9 protein-coding genes are annotated in these 16,152 nt (G+C 38.8%); 2 read left to right on the forward strand and 7 right to left on the reverse strand.

Annotated elements, in window-relative coordinates:
- The first annotated feature begins 169 nt into the window (after positions 1-169).
- Positions 170-616, forward strand: a complete 447-nt coding sequence (locus FJR11_RS15870) for a Fur family transcriptional regulator (protein ID WP_168505312.1) — start codon at positions 170-172, stop codon at positions 614-616.
- A gap of 197 nt (positions 617-813) precedes the next feature.
- On the opposite strand, the gene FJR11_RS15875 is transcribed toward FJR11_RS15870, so the two are convergent.
- Complete coding sequence (locus tag FJR11_RS15875; RefSeq protein WP_168505314.1) at positions 814-3,864, reverse strand: pentapeptide repeat-containing protein; 3,051 nt, start codon at positions 3,862-3,864, stop codon at positions 814-816.
- Positions 3,865-3,968: 104 nt separating this feature from the next.
- Here FJR11_RS15875 and FJR11_RS15880 point away from each other — a divergent pair, with 104 nt between their 5' ends.
- Positions 3,969-5,681, forward strand: coding sequence for a DUF3685 domain-containing protein (locus FJR11_RS15880; RefSeq protein WP_168505316.1), 1,713 nt, complete (start codon positions 3,969-3,971; stop codon positions 5,679-5,681).
- 13 nt (positions 5,682-5,694) lie between these two features.
- Here the strand turns inward: FJR11_RS15880 and FJR11_RS15885 are convergent, their stop codons facing one another.
- The 6 genes from FJR11_RS15885 to FJR11_RS15910 all read right to left on the reverse strand — a co-directional run bounded on the left by FJR11_RS15885 (position 5,695) and on the right by FJR11_RS15910 (position 15,244).
- Positions 5,695-10,050, reverse strand: coding sequence for a PAS domain S-box protein (locus FJR11_RS15885; RefSeq protein WP_217358235.1), 4,356 nt, complete (start codon positions 10,048-10,050; stop codon positions 5,695-5,697).
- A 96-nt stretch (positions 10,051-10,146) separates the two neighbouring features.
- Positions 10,147-11,361 (reverse strand): RNA-guided endonuclease TnpB family protein, encoded by a 1,215-nt coding sequence (locus tag FJR11_RS15890; protein ID WP_168505320.1) that lies wholly within the window; start codon positions 11,359-11,361, stop codon positions 10,147-10,149.
- Between the two features lie 138 nt (positions 11,362-11,499).
- The gene (locus FJR11_RS15895) at positions 11,500-12,948 is read right to left on the reverse strand and encodes an NAD(P)/FAD-dependent oxidoreductase (RefSeq protein WP_168505322.1); all 1,449 of its coding nucleotides are present in this window, start codon (positions 12,946-12,948) and stop codon (positions 11,500-11,502) included.
- 69 nt (positions 12,949-13,017) lie between these two features.
- Entirely contained in the window at positions 13,018-14,094 is a 1,077-nt protein-coding gene (gene cobD, locus FJR11_RS15900) for a threonine-phosphate decarboxylase CobD (RefSeq protein ID WP_168505324.1), read from the reverse strand.
- Positions 14,095-14,120: 26 nt separating this feature from the next.
- Entirely contained in the window at positions 14,121-14,414 is a 294-nt protein-coding gene (locus FJR11_RS15905; RefSeq protein WP_168505326.1) for an HU family DNA-binding protein, read from the reverse strand.
- Positions 14,415-14,791: 377 nt separating this feature from the next.
- Positions 14,792-15,244 carry a helix-turn-helix domain-containing protein gene (locus FJR11_RS15910; RefSeq protein WP_168505328.1) on the reverse strand — a complete coding sequence of 151 codons (453 nt, stop codon included), beginning with the start codon at positions 15,242-15,244 and terminating at the stop codon, positions 14,792-14,794.
- Positions 15,245-16,152: the final 908 nt, after the last annotated feature.

Consider the following 16,152-nt stretch of genomic DNA (forward strand, 5'->3'; position numbering starts at 1 on the left):
CTTTTTTACTTGCTCAACAGTGTTGAGAATCCACAGTAGCAGCTTTTTAACCTCTTTAGGTAGACATTTAGACGAATTTTAAGTTAAAGTTGTAATGAGTTTGTTTTAAATTAAGAATTAATCAATTACATTAGCAGTTACTACTTCCTAATAGTTTATAAACTGAAATATGTACAAGCAAGCGAGTTCTCCTAAATCTATTCGTTCCTTAGAAGATGCTCTAGATCGGTGTCAAATCTTGGGTATGCGTGTCAGTCGGCAGCGACGCTTTGTTTTGGAGCTATTGTGGGAAGCGAAGGAACACCTTTCAGCTAGGGAGATTTATGATCGTCTTAACCAAAAAGGTAAGGAAATAGGACATACTTCAGTATATCAAAATCTAGAAGCTTTATCTAGCCAAGGTATTATAGAGTGTATTGAACATTGCGGTGGACGATTATACGGAAATATTAGTGATTCCCATAGTCATGTTAATTGTATAGATACAAATCAAATTTTAGATGTGCATATAGAATTGCCAGAGGACTTGTTACGTCAAGTAGAAGCGCAAACAGGAATGAAGATTTCTGAATATAGGATTAATTTTTATGGTTATCGTCAGCAACCAATTGATTAGTAAGTTGTTGTAATTATAGTTTGTACATTGAAGCAGCAGGGAGCAGGGAGCAGGGGGTAGGGGGTAGGGAGCAGGGAGCAGGGGGCAGGGAGCAGGGAGCAGGGAGAAAGAATTTGCCAATTACTAATTACCAATTACCAATTACCAATTACCAATTACCAATTACCAATTACCAATTACCAATTACCAATTACCAATTACAGAGAATGATAAACATCTTCATCTAAGTCCGTTGATAAGATAGGAATACCTTCTGCCATTTGAATTGATGGATCAATTGATGTATGAGATACCCAAATTCCTGTGTCGCTATGACTGTTAATAGCATCAGGATTGGGAGATAACTCATTTAACTGTAAATCAATGATTGAGGGAAAGTCATTTGCAGATAATAAAGCACCATTAAGGATGGCAAATTCCTTATCAGCATCATTTAGAATAGCACCAAATAAGCAAGTATTAGTGAGATTGACGGAGTTGAGATTTACTCCTGTTAAATTGGCGTTAGAGAGGTTAGCATTAGAGAGATTGGTATTAGTAAGGCTGACTCGTTGAAGATTTGCACCACTGAGGTTTGCGTCACTAAGATTGGCTCGTTGTAAATTAGCCTGTTGTAAGTTGGTATTAACTAAATTTGCACCGATTAACTCGGCATCAGATAAATTAACACCTTGAAGATTTGCACCATTCCACATGGCATTTGCTAATGATGCACCGGAAAGATTGATACCAATTAGAGATTGGGAAAGAATTCGAGATGAAAAAGCGTGTTTGTGTAAAATTCCTATCCGATTCATTAACTCAATAAGTGCATTAGGATAGAATTCTCTTAAATTTGAGGGATTGCCACAAGGCCAAAAAGTTCTTTTCACTGCGGTAGCAAGATTACAAAGTAGTAAAAATACATTTAATCCGACAACGGCATTTATTTGCTCAACATTAATAGGATTATGGAGAGTTTGTAAATAATTCCAAGCTTGATGGACTATACCTTCATTTAACCAACGACATTGACAGTAATCACGCCAAAAATCTTCTAGACGTTGATATAAAATTGCCAGGGAAAATGTTTGGTTTTGCCCTTGTTGTAATCCTTCTAATAGGAGTATTTCCATATCCTCCGAGAGAATACCATAACCAAATAGTTGATAAATCTGCTGGGCAAAACTTACGGAAGAATCAACAATAAAGGTAATTTTCCCATAAGTATCCTCTTGCTGTTGGGTAAGTGCTTGTAGTTGACTAACTATAGCTTGGACACAAAGATATTCTCCTAGTTTGGGGTGAGAGAATTCAACTGTGATTTGTGGTTCTTTGTCTGTATTAGTGAGACGAGAACGAAAATAAAAAATTGGTAAATTTTGGTTAGTTAATTCTAAAAGTAAGTTAACTTGATAGCGATCGCTATGGAGAATTTTTAAAGCAATTTCTTGCATTTGATTGAGTAAATCTTGGGGATGACAACCCATAAGCAAATTAGCAATTGCTTCCGGTGTCCGATGAATGTGGTTAGTTCCTGCCTGTAATAACATGGTTTTGATGCCATCTGCATGGGGATATCCCAACAACCAACGACTTAAACGATGATATTTTTCCCACAGTAAAGCCCCATAATTACCTTGTTCATTATGAACTCCTAATTCCAGTAATTCATCATCTAGTAAACCTTCACGGTGTAGAATTCCCAAGATATATAACATCAAAGGTTGACGCACCAGAGTAGATAATCCTGGTAAATTGGATGGCTTGGCAAATAACCCAGATTTTTTTAAGAAAGTAAAGAAGTTTTGGGCAATAGATAAAGATTGTACTACTGACCAATGCTGAAACCATTGTCTGAGTTCATCTACATCAAAGGGCTGAATTTTAATTCTTCGTGATATTGGTAATAATTCGGGAGCAATTTCCGCGAAAGTTTTGCACCGACTGGTTAATAAAATTTTGTGTTTAGCCTGAGATTGAAATTTAAGCAACTGGTTAATAAAAATGGTTTTTGCCCGATTATTTTGCCCAATTGGAGATAATTCATCCAAGCCATCTAGGATTAATAAACACCGAGGATAATCTTGTTGTAGCCAATTTTCTAGATTAATATTTTGATCTGCAAAAAAAGCAGAATCAAGAGTTTCTATCAAGGTTTTGCCATAATTGATATCTCGTAAACGAATCAATACTGGTATCCAACTAGGATAATATTGCTGTGCTATTTGTGCTGCCCAAGTTTGACAAAAAGTGGTTTTACCATAACCAGGTTCTGATTCAATCACAGCTATAGTTGTTAAATCATCTAATTGTTGCTGACACCAAGCCATTATATCTAAAGGTTTAACATCTTTTTTCTCCGCATCAGTACCACTTTCCTCCCCTAGCAAACCAGTGAGAGGAACATATATATCCTGCAAAGCAAAGGATTCCATAAATAAAGGTATACTGCGATTTTGCAGGAAGCTGGCTCGGTAATATTCCCGGTATAAATCAATTTTGTCAGCAACTGTCGAGAAATTAACTATACCTGATAATTCAATTTGTGAGTTAATAGTATCAGGGGATAATGAATTACCCAAACGGACAAATTTTTGCAGTTGAGCTAAGGGGGCAGCATTATTAGCAATAACTATGATTAAGTGACCTGGAAGCGAGTGTAGCAGCCGCTTGATTAATAATTTGGCTTCTGCTTCTTCTGCACCATTAATCACTAACCAGCCTATTGTGGCATTATTCATCTGTTGAACTAGCAAGGAGTCGGCCACTAAAGTCAATGCTTGTTCAGCTTGTTTATCCGTTAACTTACCTGGACTAAGATTTTTGAGCAGTTCTTCTAATTTGCTATCCAAGAGGGTCAGTTCTTCTATTTCTTCATGAATAGGAGCAATAGGAATGATAGCTCTATTCAACCATTGTCTGTTGAGACTGGCTTCTTGGAGGAGAACTTGTTGTAAAGCTTGGAGATAGGTAATTTGAAACGCTAACCATGTTCCTTCGTTACGTCTTAAAGCCTTTTTTTTGCTGAGACTACCTAAGACAGTTGCCGTTAATTGGCAGAGCAGGGGCATTTCCTGCCACACTGTATTTAGTGGTAATATTAATACCTCAGCTAAAGTACAAATGTCAAATGGTGTCAGGGTTTGAGCTTCTATCTCTTGGACGATACGATAGGCAATAGCACCGATTTGCCCAGTTGACAACTCTTGATTTTGATTAAGAGGAAGATGACGCTCTTTTAACCAGCGTCTAATACTAAAGTTCATTTAATTACACAGTAAATGGCTGGATATTGAAATTATCATACAATTTATGACACACTGATTAATAAACAAAAATAGATAACTGTTGGAACTATTTGAGTATACTAATGAACGATTGTCTTTTACAATTATTATTAATTGATCCAGATCCAATTTTCCGTTTAGGACTAAAGGTAACGCTGGAAGCTACTCCGAATTTACAAGTAATAGCAGATGTTCCCACAGATACTGCTGCTTTACAGATTTTAGCGGAAATACTGACTGAAAATCCTCGGAAAATTAAATTAATCATTTTAGCATTAGATCATGATCAGCTAGGTTGGCAATTTTGTCGGCAACTAAAAACTTTATACCCTCACATACCTATATTAATCCTGGGTTCCATCTCTCAACCAGAACTACTCATAGCTGCAAAAGCGACAGGGATAAATGGTTATTGTCCTAAAGGTATATCAATTTCTCAATTAACCCCCATTATTCAAAAAGTAGCTAATGGTGGTTATTATTGGGTAACAGATCCAGAAGTTGCTAATTTTCCCTCTTCTTCTCTACCATTCGGGAAGTTGCGAAATAATTTACAAACTTCAGGAACTCACTACATTGATCAGACTCTGGATAAAGTTATAGAACAATTAAAACTACCGGGAATAACCCTATTAGATCAAGCAATTTTAGCAGGACAACGGCGCGAACTTTTAGCGGCTCGCTGGATTGTTAATCACTTATTGATAGTACCCAAGGAAAGACAAAAACCATTACCAGAACAACCATTGCCATCCTTAGATATTTCTCCTAGTCAGGCTATTATCAAATCAGATATAGGAACATTAATAAATGTACCATCTGTAGTTAGTTCGCAACAATTACATTCTGAATTATTGACATTATGTTTAAGTAAACTCCAATTTCCTTTGGAAAATATCAGTAATACTCCTTTGGAAATTGATATGCTCCGAGAAGATAAAAAACGGGAGTTGCTTTATATTATTTTCCATAAATTTTCTAAGCAGTTGGATGAAATAAGTTCTTTTAATTTTGATAGCAATCAACTATTCAATTTAAAAGATCAGATTGTATTAGAGTTATGGCAATTTACTATCACAGAGTTTTTTGGTAATTACTCCCGTATTTATTTAGATAAACAAGAAATTAATTTGGTTAAATTCTTATTAGATAAAACCACAAGTTCACAAACAGAAATAATCAAGAAAGTTCCCTTGCTTTTTGAACTATTATCTTATTTATTATTATTTACAGATTTATATGTTGATAATATTTCTTATCCAGCAGGTAGCAAAGAAGCTCAATCTCAAGCCTTAGTAATTTTAGAAAATTTATTAATTCACATCGCTAATACTGTAATTCAACCATTGTTAAATTATTTAGCAGATGTCGAAACCATCAAGCAAAACTTTTATCATCGGCAAATGATTTCCACCAGAGAAATTGAGAAATTTAGAAATAATTTATCTTGGAAATACCAATTAAATCAATATATAAATGAAGCGCAAACAATTTTTGAAAGTCGTTATGAATTATTTATTTTTGCCCCTCGTGGTATTGCTAAAATATCAATTTATGCTGCTCGTAACCAAGAACTAGCCGAACTTTCTGGTATTCCTCTAGGGGTAACATTGATCTTAGAATTTCGGGATGCTATTTCTCCACGCATACAATCATTAGTAGGTTTTTTAGGAAATGGAATTGTGTTTGTCCTGACTCAAGTAATTGGCAAAGGTTTAGGTTTAATTGGTCGGGGTATTTTACAAGGAATTGGTAGCGTTTCTTTCATAGAAAAGAGACAACGTAAGAATAGGTAATTTGCTCTTCTACCTATTCCCTATTTTCTAAAATTTGTTTGAGCATTTCTGCAAGCTGTTTTAGTTTTACAGGTTTACTTAAATACTCATTAGCACCTGCTTTTAGACATTTTTCCTGATCACCAGACATAGCTAAGGCTGTGAGAGCAATAATGGGAATGGAGGCTAATTGGGGATTGGCACGAATTTGGCGGATTGCTTCTAATCCGTCCATTTCTGGCATTTGGATATCCATGAGAATCACATTAGGACTGCGAAGGGTAGCCAGGTTGATTGCCTCCTGGCCATTGGTAGCTAAGATGAGATCATAGCCGCGAGCTTCCAGATAATCCCAAATGGTATCCACGTTTGTTTGATTATCTTCTGCCACTAAGATTAATGGCCGATAAGTGACCGATTTGGGTGCAATAATGTCAGCTTCGTCTACAGTAGAAGTGCCAGTAGGTGGTAAAGTAGAAGCAAGTGGCTGTTTGCGGATGTAGGGTAAGCTCACGGTAAAGCAACTACCTTGGTCTATTTCACTGGTGATAGTGATGGAAGCACCATGTAATTCGACAATTTGTTTAACTAAAGTCAGTCCTAAACCTGTACCTGCATACTTACGATTTAGGTTGCTGTCAATCTGAATAAAGGGTTGAAAGAGTTTATCTTGATCAGTGGCAGCGATGCCAATACCTGTGTCAATGATGGAAAAGCAGAGAGAATAGAGAAATTCTGACTCACTTGGACAATTATGTTCATTGAGTGGACAGACTTCTAGATATTCTAGATGAACGCGTAGGGTTACTTGCCCACCATTGGGAGTAAATTTGACAGCATTATTGAGTAAATTAATTAATACCTGCCGCATTCTTCGTTCATCAACAATGATTTCTCCCAAGTCTTCTTGAAAGTCACTTTTGAGTTGAATGCTTTTGTGAATTGCCTGTTGTTTCACAAAGGCTAGACTAGAGTTGCACAGTTGGATGACCGCAACGGGGGTCATTTCCAGTTCTAGCTTGCCGGCTTCAATTTTAGAGACATCGAGGATGTCGTTAATTAATTCCAGTAGATGTCTACCACTGCGTTCAATTGTGGCGATTAGTTTTTGCTGACGTTCATTAAGTCCGCCAAAAACTTCTTCCTGTAAAGCTTCGGACATACCCAAAATAGCATTCAGGGGAGTACGGAGTTCATGACTCATGTTAGCGAGGAATTCATCTTTGAGGCGGGTAGCGCGGATAAGTTCGGCATTGGAACGTTCTAGTTTTTGCTCGTATTCCTTACGAACTCGCATATCACGGAGAATGGTTGAGAAAAATTCTACCTCTCCTTGGAGAGATTTATGGGCGATAATCAGTTGGGATACAGGAATTTCTTCTCCCTGAGCATTTAACAATGCTGTTTCTCCTACCCACGTACCGTTAGCGATCGCAGTTGGTAATCCCTGCTGCATAACCAGTTCTATTGCCCATTGGGGATGATAATCGCCAATGTGACGTTGTTTAATGAGTTGATGATCATCCACACCCCAAAGCCGTTTAAACTCAGTATTACTCCAGAGGATATTACCTGTTGCGTCTGACATCCCAATGTAATCGGTTGAACCTTCGAGGATGGCAATTAGTCGCTGTTGTTCTTGTTCTAGGCGTTTGCGTTCATTAATATCAGTAACTGTACCAACGTAACCAATAACTGTGCCGTTTATGTCTTTTTCTTCTACAGACTGTCCAAATACCCAGTATGTTTTACCGTCAGGTCGTTGAAAACGATATTCTAAACTGAACATTTCGCCAGATTGAGTGCAATCATACCATTTCGCAGCGATCGCTGGACGATCTTCAGGGTGTAGGGCATTCTCCCATCCGTAGCCTAAAGCGGAATCATAACTTATTCCCGCTAATTCGCACCAGCGCTCATTGACATATAGACAACGTCCCTGGGCATCGGTGCGGAATATACCCACAGGGGCGGCGGCTGCCAAGGTTAAGTAGCGTTGTTCACTAGCTTTTAAGGCTTCCTCTGCTAGTTTGCGAGCGGTAATATCCTGAGCAGTGCCAATAGTTTGCTTAACTTTGCCGTTTTTATCTCGCATAAATACGGAATCTCGACTATAAAGCCAACGCCACTGGCCATTAGCGTGCTGCATCCGATATTCAAATTCTACAATTTCCTCATTCTGGGCAGCATAAAATTGCTCATAGTGGGCTGGGACTCGCAGCAGATCATCGGGATGAATGACATTGTGGAAGAAGTCAGATTTCATGTCCTTAACCTCTTCGGGCGTATAGCCTAAGATAGTCGCAATCTCCCGGTTGACGTAAACATTGCGCTTCTCTTCTATGTCATAGAGATAGAGTATGTTAGGGGAGGCATTGGCAATCTGCTCAATAAATTGCTGACTTTCTTGGAAAGCAATTTCTGCTTGTTTGCGGGCTGTAATGTCTGTCGTTGAGCCGCTGATCCGAATAACCTCACCGGATTCATCCCGTAATGCTTGCCCTCGATCCAGTACCCACATATAGGAACAGTCTTTGCATTGCACCCGATATTCCATTTCAAAAAACTCGGTTTTGCCGACAAGGTGATCCTCAAGGGCGATGATGAACTGATCATAATCATCGGGATGAATACGGGTTAAACATTCTTCTATACTGTCGCCAATTTCATCTTCACTGAACCCACGCATGGTTTTCCAGCGGCTGGAGAAGAAGACTTTATTGGTTTTAAAATTCCGATCCCAGATACCATCATTAGTTCCCTTAAGAGCGAACTGCCAGCGTTCTTCACTGTCTCGCAGTGCCGCGGTTCGTTCTTCCACCTTAATTTCTAGTTCCTGGTTTAACTGCTCCAATACTTTTTCTGTCTGCACGCGCAAAGTCAGGGCTTTTTGATGTCCGATTGCTTGCTGAATAGCTATCGCTAATTGCACGGCTATCTCATCTAGTAAGGTCAAGTCGTCAGCGTCCCAAGTATAATAGTTTGCACAGTGATGCCCAATTAATAATCCCCACAAGTTTCCCGAAACCAAAATTGGGACAACTAGATTGGCTTTTACCTGATATGTCCCTAATAGTTGCAGGTAACATTCTGGATACCCAGCTTCGTGGATGTTATTAATGGCAATGATCTGCCCTGTTCCATATAGTTCCACGGCTTGCTGTTGAAAACATGAATCTTCAATACGATCATTGATAGATATAGCCCAACCTTCACCTACAGACTCGGCAACAACGATACCGCTAAAATCTAACTCAAACCGATACACAAGAAGGCGATCGCATTTTAAAAGTCTCCGCACTTCTGTTACGGTTGTATTGAGAATTTCCTGTACATTTAGGGAAGACCGCAGTTGAATAGAAATTCTGGCCAATAATTTTTCCCGTTGTACCTGCATCTCTAAAGCGGCAGTGCGCTCTTGTACTTGAGCTTCTAGTTCAGCATTGCGAGCTTCTAATAACTCTAGTTTCTCAGACTCCAAGCGGGATACTTTTTCTTCTAGGGTTTCTACCATGCGGTAGATTTCCGTAGGATTGAGTACATTTAACAGACTGGTTTGGGTAACAATTCCCAATAACCTATTCTCTGCGTCAGTCACTACCACCCGATTAATTTGTCGTTCTTGCATCAATATCCGTACTGACCAAAGGGAGATATCTCCCCGCATAGAAAACACAGGGGTACTCATGACTACCTGTGCCTGTATTGATGCAAAATCTAGCTCTAACGCTAAAAACTGGACGATATCCCGCTCGGTGACAATTCCTAGGGGAAATAAATCCTGCTCTAGTGTCTCCACAATTACCACTGAACTAACCTGATATTCCGTCATCAGTTGGGTTAGTTCCAAGATGGTAGCAGTAGGTTGAGCGTGAATCACTTGTGTAGTCATCACTTCGGACGCTACCCGCAAATGTAATAAATCAATGGGGCGCAATAGTTGCCGTAAGCTATCATGGGTAAGTAATCCTACTACTGCTCCATGTTTATCTAATAAAGGTAAATGGCGAATATGATGGCGTTGAAAAATTTCCAGCGCCACAAAGATGTTTGTAAATTCTGTAATTTCCAGGCTCAGAACTGGAGAAATCATCACTTCCGCAATGAGCAAATCTGCTAAATTATTTTCTGTAGCACTCAGTCTCACTAAATCACGTTCGGTAACAACCCCCACTAACTGATTGTCTTCTACTACTAACACACAACTACTCTGAGCATGAGCCAGCATCAGTTGGGCTTCGCTGTCAACCTCACAGCTAAAGGAGCAAGTTTTGCCACCCGCACTCATTAAAGCGATTGCTTCTACTACATGAGCAGTTGGCGCTATTATCAAAGGATGGCGAGCAATAGCAGTTTCTAAGTTGATGTCTGTAAGAGTAATGGGAGACATTTTGTTAGTTAACACAGAATTTGTGCCTGGGCTGAGTGCTTAATAACAGATTTTTATTAGTATATTTGAATATAATGCACTTTGACACTCTCAGGGCTAAAGCCGCTGAGATTCTTTGATCAAAGACATGACTTGCTCAGACAGGATTACTCCAACCTGAGTAGAGGACTCATCTCCTAAAGCGTTACTCATGTCTAGCATGAAGGTTTCGGTATGCCCTACCGTACCCAATCCCCGACGAAGGATATTTCTAGCTGCATTTTCATCTCTATCCATGACACAACCACACCGACAAACGTGGGTGCGAATAGATAGAGTTTTCTTCACAATTTCACCACAGCTAGAACATTCCTGGCTAGTATATTGCGGATTAACCGCAACTGTGAGCTTCTTGAACACCTGACCAAAGTATTCCAGCCAGACACGAAACTGATACCAAGATGCGTCGTTAATAGACTTAGCTAAACAATGATTTTTCACCAAATTTTTAATTCTCAAATCTTCATAAGCTATCAAGTCGTTAGACTGAACTACGCACCGTGCTAACTTCACAGCATGGTCTTTACGTTGCCTACTTATTTTGAGATGGCGTTTTCCTAAAATCTGTCTAGCTTTGCCCCTATTTTTTGAACCTTTTACCTTTCTGGAAACACGACGTTGCGAACGTTTAAGAACCTTTTCTCCAATACGGAGAAATTTGGGATTCTCAATCATTACGCCCTCAGAATCGGTGTAGTATTCTTTCAAACCTACATCCAACCCAATTGTATTTCCTGATAGTGCTATATCTTCTTGACGGTTTACATTAATACAAAATTGAACATAAATACCGTCCGCACGTTTTACCAATCTTACCCGTTTAATTTGGTTAATTTGGTAAAAATGCAGATCACGAGTTCCTTTAAGTTTTAATCGCCCAATCCCTTTTTTATCGGTGAAGGTGATAAACTTACGGTCATCGGTTAGTTTCCAGCCAGAAGTTTTGTATTCGATAGAACGACAATCTTTCTGGAATTGAGGAAAGCCCTTTTTACCGGAAGCCCCTTTTTTGCAATTATCATAAAACCGAGAGATAGAAAACCATGCTCGTTCTGCACTGGCTTGTCTTGCCATTGAATTGAGTTCATTTGCAAAGGGGAATTTAGCAGCAAGTACGGCACAATATTTGTTTAAATCATTTTTGCCTGTGTTTTTCACATCTATCCATAGCCGAATACAGCTATTGCGAATAAACTGTGCAGTCCGAATTGCATCACCTACTGCTTTTATTTGCGCTGACTTCCCGTAAGCTTTAAACTCAAAAACAAGCATCTTTTTCCCTCCCATTTTGATGCTACTCTGTCTAAAATAAAATAGCAAGCCCAGTAGAAAGATGACTGCGACTAAAGTCGCAGGAGTCGCTTATATCTCAGCCCTAAAGGGACTGAGTTTTACGCTTACCCAGTTATTTTATAAATTCCAATCACGACGATAGTTAAAGAAACTTAGTAACAATTCTGAGAAAGTATGGTTTTTATTAATTCTCTGTCTATGCCATTCTCGCGCTGTTTCGATGATAATTTCGGAAAAACTAGGATAAATAGGCGATAATTTTGCTAAATGCTGAACTTTAATATTTTGTGATATTGCCAAACTAATTAAATTAATTAATTCTCCTGCTGCTATTCCTAAAATAGAACATCCTAAGATTTTGCCATTGTCGAGAACTATTAATTTACAAATACCTGTAATTTCTCCTTGTATTTGTGCGGCTGTAGCTGTTTTAAAATATTGGTTAAAAACTAAAACTTGATTTTGAGAATATCGGTTTTTAGCTTGAATTTCTGTTAAACCGACTTGTGCCACCTGTGGCTGGGAATATATTCCCCAAGGCACAGATTCATAATTAACTTTTAGTCTAGGAAAAAATAGGGCATTTTTTATGGCAATATTAGCTTCATAATTACCAATATTCTGAATATCATAACCACCTAGCACATCACCACAAGCGTAAATACGATGATTTGTAGTTTGTAATTTTTCATTGACAACCAGGCGATGTTGATGCCATTTTACTCCTACTGCTGGTAAATTCAGATATTCTAAATTTGGCTGTTGTCCAGTGGCAATAAAAATTTCATCAGTTTCCATGGCTTGATTTCCAGCTTGCACCCATTTTTTATTGTCTATGTGTCGGACTTGGGTAACTTGGGTTTGTGTGAGAACACGCACACCATCAACTTCTAATTGTGCTATTAATAATTGGGCAATTTCTGCATCAAGATGAGGCAGAATATGAGAATGTTTCACTATTAATGTGACTTGACAACCGAATCTGGCTAAAATTTGGGCAATTTCTATACTTTGAGGAACGCCACCCAAAATTACCCAATTTTTAGGTAATGTGGTTGTTTCTAATGATTGCCAAATATTAGCTAGAGTCAGATATTCAATAGTATCTAATCCTGGTATATCAGGAACTAATGGACGAGAACCATTAGCGAGTAAATAAGTGCGACTATATAACCGTCGTTTATTCACTGTAAAACTTAATTTCGGAGAAGATTGGAATTGACCATTACCAATAATAATATCAACTCCTTGGGCGGCTAAATTAGAAAGGGAATTGATTTGATCAAGATTTTTGGTAACAGCATGAGCATAAGATAATCCTTTTGTCCAATCAAGAGATTCTCTGTTTAGGTGAATATTTGTTGCGTAAATTCCTAGCTTTTCTAAATTACGAGATTGCTGAGTAATTTCACTAAGTACATATTGATAATTTGAATTATAGTTATGAGAAAAATCCGCGCTGACAATTAAGGCAACTTTAGCGTGTAACCGAGTAGCGGTTAAAGCGGCTTGGTATCCAGTAATACTGCCACCAATAATAAGAATATCATAATCAATATTGGTCATTGGTCAGTTGTTCGTTGTCAGTTGTCAGTTGTTTACATACATTTTTTTCTATTCCCTGTTCCCTAGCTCTTAATTTTTAATTGTTTTAAGTGCAGTTAATAGGCGTTGGTTGTCGGATTCAGTTCGGACTGCGACGCGGAAATAATGATCGCCTAATTCTTTGAAGCTTAAACAATCACGAATTAAAATCTGGTGTTGCTGAAGTAAGTTTTGTTGTAACTGGGAGGTAGACTGTTGGGATTCTACTAATAGGTAGTTGACAGTTCCTTCTAGGGGGTTTAAACCGGGAATTGAGGCTAGACCTTGAAATAGTTGATTCCTTGCGGCTGGCAGCCATTTCCAGGTGTGGTTTTGGAATTCCGTATCTTGGAGGGCGGCGATCGCTGCGGCTGCGGCTAAAGTATTGACAGGCCAGGGATCTCGCCATAATTTCCATTTTGCCAACCGCTGGGGGTGAGCGATGGCATATCCCAATCTTAGCCCTGGTAGACTGTAAAATTTGGTGAGCGATCGTAATATTACTAAATTCTCATATTCCTGCACTAACCCAATGAGGCTTTGTTCCTGATCAGGGGGCAAAAAATCCATAAACGCTTCATCTACCACCACCAAGGCAAACTGTTGTAAATACGGTAAAACAGATTCCCGTGAAAATAACTTTCCCGTGGGGTTATGAGGATTATTCAGCAGTAACCCCCATTTTGGAGATGGTGGGTAGAGAGACTCAGGGGAGCAGAGGCAGTTTTCCCAGTTCCCTCTGCCCAAATCCACGGGAAACTCCAGCACTCTAGCGTTATAAGCCGCAAGGGTGCGGTAATAATCGCCAAAGGCTGGAGTTAGTAAAACTGTTGCTGGTAATTGTGCTAATTCTCTACCCACCAGAGTTAATAATTCTGCTGAACCATTACCAGGCAAAATCCACTCAGAAGGCAATTGATGAAACTGACTTAGAGCCAGTCTCAGTTCACTATACTCTGGGTCAGGGTAATTTCTCAGATTACCCAGTTGGGACACAATCGCCGCAATGACGCTGTTTGGTGGTCCCAAAGGGCTGATACTGGCAGAAAAATCCACAATAGCATCCGGGGAACAGCCAGCCAGTGCTGCTGCCCAAGCTAAGTTTCCCCCGTGTGCTTGTTGTGGCATCAAAAATATCTTTCCGCTAACTGAACTTATTCTTTTGGCTCTTTTGGGGGTGCTACTCTTTCTCTAAACTGTTTCCCAGCGGAGAACGCGGGAACTCTGGTAGCAGGAATTTCCATTTTTTCGTTGGTTTTGGGGTTACGTCCTTCACGGGCTTTGCGTTCCCGTGATTCAAAAGAACCAAATCCCACCAATGTTACCTTATCGCCGGAAGAAACCGCCTCGATAATGGTTTCTATGGCAGCACTCAAAACTTGGTCAACTTGTTTCTTGGTCACGTTAGCCTTTTCAGCCACTGCATCAACTAATTCACCCTTGTTCATATCAAACTCCTAAAGTTTTACTAGAGATTCTTTAAAGATGCACTATGAGAACATCTTTACGTAAATGTCTGTTTGTACAAATACAAAAATCGTTTCTTGAGAGTATTTACACTCAAAATCGCCGGAAATCCCATTGACTCGACTTTTCAATGAATCATTCTAAGACGTTGTCGCCCGAAGTGGATAGATGAAACTATTAATTTATATAGATTTCAGGATTTTTTGTGTTTTTTACCTCTTTTTTGTATCAAAAATATCCTATTTTTAGGAATATATACTTATGGGGGCTAAAGATGATGTTGATATAGTGGGTGATTGGGAACTGGGAAGAAAAAGAAAAATATTCTCTCCTGCTTCCCTGTTCTAATATTTAGCTATCAAACTTCATTATTCCTGGATTTTTGACGGGTGTTGATGACTTTCCCCCTTTCTTTCAGAACTCTTCGGAGTCTGTCAGCACTCAAGTAAACTTGTCGCTCAGATCCTAGCTTCTCGGCTAGTTGTTTAGAGCTATAAGTGTGAGGTTCTTGAAATAGGCAGTTTTCTAGATATTCTAAATCATCTTCTGAGTACCGGGGTTTTCCTCCTCGACCTGGAGCATCCCATAATCCTGCTAAACCCATTTTTTCCCAACGATGTAGGGTCTGACGGACTGTAGAAATTGCCCAGTTTAAACCTTGAGCAATTTCCTCGTTTTTTAAGCCCCGCGCGTTCAATAGTAGAACTTGAGCGCGGTCTTTAGTTCGTTGAGGAACGTCCTTGGCTTTTCTCAATTCTTCTAAAGTTAGCTTTTCCTCGTCAGTTAAAAAAATTCTTAGTCGGCATCCCATAGGCGTTTTACTTTGCTTTGATTAATCTATTTGGTATACTAATCTGTATTATCGCTCCTATACTCAAAATCAAAGTATATAGTAGCACTCTACATTTAGATAAACCACAGGAATTTTAGTGGCTTTAGTGTAGCCGTAAACATTCTATGAAATATTTTTTAATCTTGTTAAGTATACCATCATACAATAATAACCCAAGTTGCTAGTTATCTAAATTGAGGTTAATTATGGGAATTACTGCCTGTTCTCTCTTTTCTTCACTAGCAACTTACGTTAGTAGTTATAATATTTTTTATGTATTACTTGAAGACTTGAAGCAAAAAAAAGGTTTGGTTATAGTACCAAACCTCAATAATTGCTGTGCTTAACAACGTACTCAATTAATTTAGTGCTACTTGCCTGACAGATCATCTTCCTATAGGATGTGTCCAATTTTCCCTAAAGATGATAAAGCAGAATATACAGTAGCTTTCAGTGGTCAGCGGTCAGCACCACATCTTTGTTGGTGCGGCACTCTGTAATCAAAATATTGACACTACACATAGTAATTTGTATAAATACTTCCTGCACTCCCTCAACACAAAAAAGGCTTGGGTGTTAGCCAAGCCTTTATATATACCAGGTGTTTACCATATATAGCTACTTTAAACCCTATTTTATTCCTATTCATCTTCCTATGAGGTGTGTACAAATTTCAGAAAGTCTGATATGGACGATAGGTATGGAAATTTTAACTTGGGTGGTAAATAGGAGAAAGGGTCAGGGTTAAAGGCTTTCTCTAGGCGTTTTCTTTTTTGCTGTTCTGGAAAGAACCCCAAAAATCATCAAAAAAAAGACCCTGAAATTATTTTCAGGGTACATACACGTTTTTCAGGCATTAATAAAATTAAGACTACTCAATCTTAAAA

The organism is Anabaena sp. UHCC 0187 (genome assembly GCF_009712035.1).
Classification (GTDB): Bacteria; Cyanobacteriota; Cyanobacteriia; order Cyanobacteriales; family Nostocaceae; genus Dolichospermum.

Excerpts from the sequence above, each read along its gene's own strand:
- FJR11_RS15870 (WP_168505312.1), top strand. The coding sequence starts at position 170 with ATGTACAAGCAAGCGAGTTCTCCTAAATCTATTCGTTCCTTAGAAGAT.
- FJR11_RS15875 (WP_168505314.1), bottom strand. The coding sequence starts at position 3,864 with ATGAACTTTAGTATTAGACGCTGGTTAAAAGAGCGTCATCTTCCTCTT.
- FJR11_RS15880 (WP_168505316.1), top strand. The coding sequence starts at position 3,969 with ATGAACGATTGTCTTTTACAATTATTATTAATTGATCCAGATCCAATT.
- FJR11_RS15885 (WP_217358235.1), bottom strand. The coding sequence starts at position 10,050 with ATGTCTCCCATTACTCTTACAGACATCAACTTAGAAACTGCTATTGCT.
- FJR11_RS15890 (WP_168505320.1), bottom strand. The coding sequence starts at position 11,361 with ATGCTTGTTTTTGAGTTTAAAGCTTACGGGAAGTCAGCGCAAATAAAA.
- FJR11_RS15895 (WP_168505322.1), bottom strand. The coding sequence starts at position 12,948 with ATGACCAATATTGATTATGATATTCTTATTATTGGTGGCAGTATTACT.
- cobD (WP_168505324.1), bottom strand. The coding sequence starts at position 14,094 with ATGCCACAACAAGCACACGGGGGAAACTTAGCTTGGGCAGCAGCACTG.
- FJR11_RS15905 (WP_168505326.1), bottom strand. The coding sequence starts at position 14,414 with ATGAACAAGGGTGAATTAGTTGATGCAGTGGCTGAAAAGGCTAACGTG.
- FJR11_RS15910 (WP_168505328.1), bottom strand. The coding sequence starts at position 15,244 with ATGGGATGCCGACTAAGAATTTTTTTAACTGACGAGGAAAAGCTAACT.